The sequence below is a fragment of the Streptomyces sp. KLMMK genome, assembly GCF_036961605.1.
Classification (GTDB): Bacteria; Actinomycetota; Actinomycetes; order Streptomycetales; family Streptomycetaceae; genus Streptomyces; species Streptomyces telluris.
The window spans coordinates 1-6,656 of the sequence record NZ_JBAMDC010000354.1 but is presented as its reverse complement, the minus strand read 5'-3'; the positions used below and the strand labels follow the sequence as shown (position 1 = coordinate 6,656).

Annotated in this window: 7 protein-coding genes; 3 read left to right on the top strand and 4 right to left on the bottom strand. The window is 74.5% G+C overall.

Translation table 11 applies throughout. The features are described from left to right. The 3 genes from V7793_RS30725 to glpK all read left to right on the top strand — a co-directional run. Positions 1-2,230, top strand: a 2,230-nt coding sequence (locus V7793_RS30725) for a glycoside hydrolase family 31 protein (protein ID WP_336012700.1), incomplete at its 5' end; no start/stop codon positions are given. Positions 2,231-2,308: 78 nt separating this feature from the next. Beyond that, positions 2,309-3,127, top strand: coding sequence for a M15 family metallopeptidase (locus V7793_RS30720; protein WP_336012697.1), 819 nt, complete (start codon positions 2,309-2,311; stop codon positions 3,125-3,127). A 70-nt stretch (positions 3,128-3,197) separates the two neighbouring features. Then, a complete protein-coding gene (gene glpK, locus V7793_RS30715; RefSeq protein WP_336012693.1) occupies positions 3,198-4,721 on the top strand; it encodes a glycerol kinase GlpK in 1,524 nt (507 codons plus the stop codon). Between the two features lie 23 nt (positions 4,722-4,744). Here glpK and V7793_RS30710 read toward each other — a convergent pair whose 3' ends face one another. The 4 genes from V7793_RS30710 to V7793_RS30695 all read right to left on the bottom strand — a co-directional run. Further along, the gene (locus V7793_RS30710; protein WP_336012690.1) at positions 4,745-5,344 is read right to left on the bottom strand and encodes a GTP-binding protein; all 600 of its coding nucleotides are present in this window, start codon (positions 5,342-5,344) and stop codon (positions 4,745-4,747) included. 138 nt (positions 5,345-5,482) lie between these two features. Then, positions 5,483-5,911 (bottom strand): DUF742 domain-containing protein, encoded by a 429-nt coding sequence (locus V7793_RS30705; protein WP_336012687.1) that lies wholly within the window; start codon positions 5,909-5,911, stop codon positions 5,483-5,485. Continuing rightward, positions 5,908-6,363, bottom strand: a complete 456-nt coding sequence (locus tag V7793_RS30700) for a roadblock/LC7 domain-containing protein (RefSeq protein WP_168092849.1) — start codon at positions 6,361-6,363, stop codon at positions 5,908-5,910. Before V7793_RS30700 ends, V7793_RS30705 begins: the two co-directional genes overlap by 4 nt. Further along, positions 6,360-6,656, bottom strand: a 297-nt coding sequence (locus tag V7793_RS30695; RefSeq protein WP_336012684.1) for a hypothetical protein, incomplete at its 5' end; no start/stop codon positions are given. The genes V7793_RS30700 and V7793_RS30695, both read right to left, overlap by 4 nt.

Genomic DNA, 6,656 nt, shown 5'->3' with positions numbered 1-6,656 from the left:
GCGGGTGGCGGCGGGCGGCGCGGTGTTCTGCGGCTGGGACGGTGCCGGGCCGGAGCCGTCGTACGCCCTGAACGGGCCGGGGCCGGAGGTGGACGAGCGGGCGGTGCTGGAGCCGGACACCGACGGCGGCTGGCGGGTGGTGTCGGAGCGTGTGCTGGTGGTGGTGGGCCGGCACGGGACGGTGGAGGTGCGCACGCCCGGGGGCGTGCTGCTGCGGCGCGATCTGCCGCCGCGCTGGTGGGAGCCGGCGGATGCGGAGGGGCGCGAGCGGCAGGGGTCGGCCGAGCCGCGGTGGGCGCTGCGGTCGCAGGTGGCGGCGGACGCGCGCTTCTTCGGGCTGGGCGGACGGGCGGCGGGTCCGCGGCTGCGGGACGGCTCGTACCGGCTGTGGAACACCGATCCGGACGGCGCCTTCGTGCCGGGCGACGATCCGCTGTACATCACGATGCCGGTGCAGCTGGTGGTGGCGGACGCGGGCACGCACCTGGTGTTCCACGACGACTCGTGGGACGGGCGGGTGACGCTGGCGGAGGGCGAGGAGGGCGCGGGCTCGGGCCACGACCGGCCGGGCCGCTGCGAGGTGCGGATGGACGGGGGGCCGCTGCGCTACTGGGTGCTGGTGGGGACGCCGGCGCGGGTGCTGCACGGCTGGGCGTCCCTGACGGGGGCCGCTGCGCTGCCGCCCGCGTGGGCGCTCGGTCACCATCACGCGCGCTGGGGCTTCGGCAGCGAGCGCGAGGTGCGGCGGGTGGTGGAGGGGTACGCCGAGCGCGGGCTGCCGCTGTCCGCCCTGCACCTGGACATCGACCACTACCGGGGGCACCGCGTCTTCACGGTGGACCGGGAGCGGTTCCCCGATCTGCCGGGGCTGGCGGCGGAGCTGCGGGAGAGGGGGGTGCGGCTGGTGTCGATCGTGGACCCGGCGGTGAAGGCGGAGCCGGGTCAGTGGGTGTTCGACAGCGGGGCGGCGGCCGATGCGTTCGTACGGGACGCGCGGGGGCGCCGGGTGCGGGGGGAGGTGTGGCCGGGCGAGTCGGTCTTCCCCGACTTCACCGATCCGCGGGTGCGCAAGTGGTGGGGCGGGCTGTACGGGGAGCGGCTGGCGCAGGGGTTCTCGGGCGTGTGGCACGACATGAACGAGCCGGTGTCGTTCGCGCCGTTCGGGGATCCGTCGCTGCCGCTGTCGGCGCGGCACTCGCTGGAGGGGCGCGGCGGCGACCACCGGGAGGCGCACAACGTGTACGGCCTGGCCATGGCCCGGGCCGGCTACGAGGCGCTGTGCGAGCTGCGGCCGGGCGAGCGCCCGTTCCTCTTCTCGCGCTCGGGCTGGGCGGGCATGCAGCGCTACGGCGGTACGTGGTCGGGCGATGTGGCCACGGGCTGGCCGGGGCTGCGGGCGTCGCTGTCGCTGGTGCTGGGCCTGGGGCTGTGCGGGGTGCCGTACTCGGGCCCGGACATCGGCGGTTTCTCCGGCTTCCCTTCGCCCGAGCTGTACGTGCGCTGGTTCCAGCTGGCCTCCTACCTGCCGCTGTTCCGCACGCATTCGGCGATCAACGCGGGGCGCCGGGAGCCGTGGGAGTTCGGCGGGGAGGCGCTGGAGCACGCGGGGGAGGCGCTGCGGGAGCGGATGCGGCTGCTGCCGTACTTCGTGACGCTCGCGCACCTGGCGCGGCGCACGGGGGCGCCCTATGTGCGTCCGGTGTGGTGGCGTTCGCCGGAGGACCGTGCGCTGCGGGACTGCGAGGACGCGTTCCTGCTGGGCGATTCGCTGCTGGTGGCGCCGGTGCTGGAGCAGGGGGCGGACCGGCGGGCGGTGCGGCTGCCGCGCGGGCTCTGGTACGACACGGCGACGGGCAGGGCGCACGAGGGGCCGGGGCAGGTGCTGCTGGACGCGCCGCTGTCGCGGATCCCGGTGCTGGCGCGGGCGGGTTCGGTGATTCCGGTGCAGCGGACTGCGGAGAGCGCTTCCGGGCCGGCCGGACCCTCGCCGGCCGGACAGCCCGGGCTCGCTGCGCTCTCCGGGCTCTCCGGACCGGTGGAGCTGGAGGTGTGGGCTCCGGCTCCGGGCCGTACGGGCGGCGGCGTGCTGGTCCCGGACGGCGGTGACGGGTGGGAGCCGCAGGAGGCCGTGCGGTTCACCACGCGCCGGCGGGACGGTGCGGTGGTCGTGGAGCAGGAGGGTGCGGAGGAGGTGGGGTATCCGGTCCGCGTGCGGGGAGAGGGCGCGTGACGGAGCAGAGGGGAGCGCAGTGAAGTGAGAGGGCGGGCGCCCTTCCCCGGGAGCCCGTCCGGCTGCTATCCGGGTGGCATGAACAGACCCCGGTTCCGGGCCGTCCTGCGGGCCTTCGTCCTGCCCGCCGCGGCCCTCCTGACGCTCCTGTCCCTTCCGGCCGCCGCGCCACCGGCGCGGGCCGCCTCCGCGGAGCCGCGCCCGCCCCGCGGGTTCGTGGCCCTCGCCGACGTGGATCCGACGATCCTGCAGGAGATGCGGTACGTGACCGTGCACAACTTCACGGGCCACCGCGTCGACGGCTATCTGCGCCCCATGTGCGTCCTGACGCGGGAGGCCGCCGACGCCCTGCACCGGGCGCAGCGCTCGCTGCTGCGCCGGGGCTACGGGCTGAAGGTGTACGACTGCTACCGGCCGCAGCGGGCGGTGAACGACTTCGTGGAGTGGGCCGAGGACCTCGCGGACACCCGGATGAAGGCGGAGTTCTACCCGCGTGTGGACAAGTCCCGGCTGTTCGAGGACGGGTACATCGCGGCGAAGTCCGGGCACAGCCGGGGCAGCACGCTGGACGTGACGATAGTGAAGCTGCCGGCCCGGCCGACGCGGCCGTACGTGCCCGGGGAGCCGCTCGTGCCGTGCTATGCGCCGCGGGAGCAGCGCTTCCCCGACAACTCCGTGGACATGGGCACGGGCTTCGACTGCTTCGACACCCTGTCGCACACCCTGGACCCGCGAATCACGGGCGTGCAGCGGGCGAACCGGCTGCTGCTGAAGTCGGCGCTGGAGCGGGAGGGGTTCGTCAACCTGCCGGAGGAGTGGTGGCACTACACCTTCAAGCCGGAGCCGTTCCCCGGCACGTACTTCGACTTCCCGGTGCTGCGCCGCCCCGCGCCTTGACGCTCCGTCACGGCGGGGGAACACTTCCCGTCCTGACAGGTCCGGACAGGTTCCGAGGTCAGGAGACGCCATGACGGGTCCGTACGTCGCCGCGATCGACCAGGGCACCACCTCCAGCCGCTGCATCGTCTTCGACCGGGACGGCCGGCCCGTCGGCGCGGACCAGCGCGAGCACCGGCAGATCTTCCCCAAGCCGGGCTGGGTGGAGCACGACGCCGCCGAGATCTGGGCGAAGGTGCAGGCGGTGGTGGCGGGTGCGCTGGCCGCGGCGGGGCTGGAGGCCGGCGAGCTAAGCGGCCTGGGCATCACCAACCAGCGGGAGACGACGGTCCTGTGGGACCGCTCGACGGGCAAGCCGGTGCACAATGCGGTCGTCTGGCAGGACACCCGTACGGACGCGCTCTGCCGCGAGCTGGGCGGCGCGGACGGGCAGGACCGGTTCCGGGCAACGACGGGGCTGCCGCTGGCGAGCTACTTCTCCGGGCCCAAGGTCGCCTGGCTGCTGGAGCACGTGCCCGGGCTGCGGCGGCGTGCCGAGAACGGCGAGATAGCGTTCGGCACGGTCGACTCCTGGCTCATCTGGAACCTGACGGGCGGTCCGGACGGCGGGGTGCACGTCACCGACGTGACGAACGCGTCGCGCACCCTGCTGATGGATCTCGGCACGCTCCAGTGGGACGCCGGGATCCTGGCCGCGATGGGCGTCCCCGAGGCGGTGCTGCCGGAGATCCGGTCCTCCTGCGAGGTGTACGGCAGGGCCGTGGGGCCGCTGGCCGGGGTGCCGGTGGCGGCGGCCCTCGGCGACCAGCAGGCGGCGGTGTTCGGGCAGACCTGCTACAGGGTGGGCGAGGCCAAGAACACCTACGGCACGGGCAGCTTCCTGCTGCTGAACACCGGGACGCGGCCCGTGCCGTCCAAGAGCGGCCTGCTGACGACGGTGGGCTACCGGCTGGGCGGCGAGCCGGCCGTCTACTGCCTGGAGGGGTCGATCGCCGTCACGGGCGCGCTCGTGCAGTGGTTCCGCGACCGGCTGGGGCTGATCCGCTCGGCCGGCGAGATCGAGGCACTGGCGGCGAGCGTCCCCGACAACGGCGGCGCGTACATCGTGCCGGCCTTCTCCGGCCTGTACGCGCCCTACTGGCGCTCGGACGCCCGGGGCGTGATCACCGGGCTGACCGGCTACGTCACGCGGGCGCACCTGGCGCGGGCGGTGCTGGAGGCCACGAGCTGGCAGACGCGGGAGGTGGTGGACGCGATGTTCCAGGACTCCGGCGTACGGATCAGCTCGCTGAAGGTGGACGGCGGGATGACGGCCAACGGGCTGCTGATGCAGCACCAGGCCGACGTGCTGGGCGTGCCGGTGATCCGGCCGGTGGTCACCGAGACGACGAGCCTGGGCGCGGCGTACGCGGCGGGTCTCGCGACCGGCGTGTGGCGCGATCCGGACGAACTGCGGGCGCACTGGCAGCGGGACGCGGAGTGGACGCCCCGGCGGGCGCCGGAGGAGCGGGAGGCCGAGTACCGGGTGTGGCGCCGGGCGGTGGAGCGCAGCTTCGGCTGGGTGCAGGCGCCCGGCCAGGGCGAGCCGGCCTGACCGGGCCGGCCTGACCGGCCTGACTAGCCGGCCTGCTGTGCGAGCGCGGCGAACCGTTGCTGCACCACGGACACCAGCACCCCCTTCACCGACTCCTTCTCCCGTGCGTCGCACAGGATCACCGGGACGCCCGGGTCGAGGTCGAGGGCGTCGCGGACGTCCTCCTCGGGGTAGCGCTCGGCGCCGTCGAAGCAGTTGACGGCGAGGGTGAAGGGGATGCCGCGGCGCTCGAAGTAGTCGACGGCGGCGAAGCAGTCCTGCAGCCGCCGGGTGTCGGCGAGGACGACGGCGCCGAGCGCGCCGCGGGCCAGCTCGTCCCACAGGAACCAGAAGCGGTCCTGGCCGGGGGTGCCGAAGAGGTAGAGGACCAGGTCGTCGCGGAGGGTGATGCGGCCGAAGTCCATGGCCACGGTGGTGGTGCGCTTGCCCTCCACCCCGGAGGTGTCGTCGACGGGCCGGCCCGCCTCGGTGAGCAGCTCCTCCGTGCGCAGCGGCCGGATCTCGCTGACCGCGCCGACGAGGGTGGTCTTGCCGGCCCCGAAGCCCCCGGCGACCAGGAGCTTGAGGGCCACCGGGGCCGTCGCCGGGCGCGTGCGGCCGCGGTCGGGGAGCAGGGACCTCATGGTTGTTCGTCCTCCGGTCGTGGGGGCGTTCGCGGTGTCCCGCTCCCCCGGTGGAAGGTGATCGTTCCGTAGAGACCATGGTCACGACAAGTCTCTTCCGGTGCGCGGGCGCCGGGCCCGGCGCCCGCGCATCGCGTCTCAGAGGGCCCGCAGCCCGTCGATCACCTCGCGCAGAATGCTTTCGTCGGGCAGTTCCGCCGGGGGCACCGGACGGGTGACCCGGACGAGCCCGGCGTCGAGCAGGTCGCCGACGAGCACCCGCACCACGCCGACGGGCAGGTCGAGGCCCGCTGCCAGCTCCGCGACCGAGCGCGGCATGTCCCGGGTGAGCTCCGCTATGTCGAGGTGTTCCGGGGACAGCGACTGGTCGGCGAGGGCGTGGGCGGCTCCGGGGTGGTCCGCCGGGTCCTCGGCGACGACGACCGCGATGAGGTCGAGGCCGGCCCCGTCCGCGCTGCGGGTGCGCCCGCGGGTCATGGCGTACGGGCGGACCACCGGGCCCGCCGCGTCGTCGTACCAGCGCACGTCCCCGTCGCCGGAGCCGTCCCCGGTCAGGCCGGCGGTCACCCGTCGGCGGCTACGCCGGTGCGCGGAGCGGTGGCCAGGTGCGCGCCCACCCGCTTGACGAGCAGCGTCATCTCGTAGGCGACCTGGCCTATGTCGGAGTCGGCGTCGGCGAGCACGGCCAGACAGCTGCCGTCGCCGGCGGCCGTGACGAAGAGGAAGGCCTCGTCCAGCTCGACGACGGTCTGGCGGACCTTGCCCGCGTCGAAGTGGCGGCCGACGCCCTTGGCGAGGCTGTGGAAGCCGGAGGCCACGGCCGCCAGGTGCTCGCCGTCCTCGCGCGAGAGGTCCTTGGAGGTTCCGGTCGCCAGACCGTCGCCGGAGAGCACGAGCGCCTTGCGGATGCTGCCGACGCGCTCGACGAGTTCGTCGAGGAGCCAGTTCAGTTCGCCCGTGCCGGCCGGTGCGCCGTTCGCTGCGGTGGTTGTCCCGTTGTCGGCCTTCGGTGCGGTCATCGACCGTCCCCCTCAGATGTGGTTCCTGGTGCGGTTTTTCTCGGTGGTCTGTTCGGTGCGTCCGCCTCATTGTGCTCCCGGCCGCGCTGCCAGCCGCGCTGGAGGGCGGCCATCCTGGCCCGCACCTCGTCGGCGTCGCGCTCGGGTTCCGGACCGGCGGGGTCCGGGCCGGCCGGTCCGCCGTGGGCGCGGGTGGCCGTCACGTCCTTCCCCGGGGAGGGGTCCTTCTTCAGCTGGGGGGCGAGGCTCGCCTGGCGTACGCGCCGGGGCAGCCCGCCGGGGGGCGTCCGTTC

Coding starts and splice junctions, on each gene's coding strand:
- V7793_RS30720 (WP_336012697.1), top strand. CDS start 2,309: ATGAACAGACCCCGGTTCCGGGCCGTCCTGCGGGCCTTCGTCCTGCCC.
- glpK (WP_336012693.1), top strand. CDS start 3,198: ATGACGGGTCCGTACGTCGCCGCGATCGACCAGGGCACCACCTCCAGC.
- V7793_RS30710 (WP_336012690.1), bottom strand. CDS start 5,344: ATGAGGTCCCTGCTCCCCGACCGCGGCCGCACGCGCCCGGCGACGGCC.
- V7793_RS30700 (WP_168092849.1), bottom strand. CDS start 6,363: ATGACCGCACCGAAGGCCGACAACGGGACAACCACCGCAGCGAACGGC.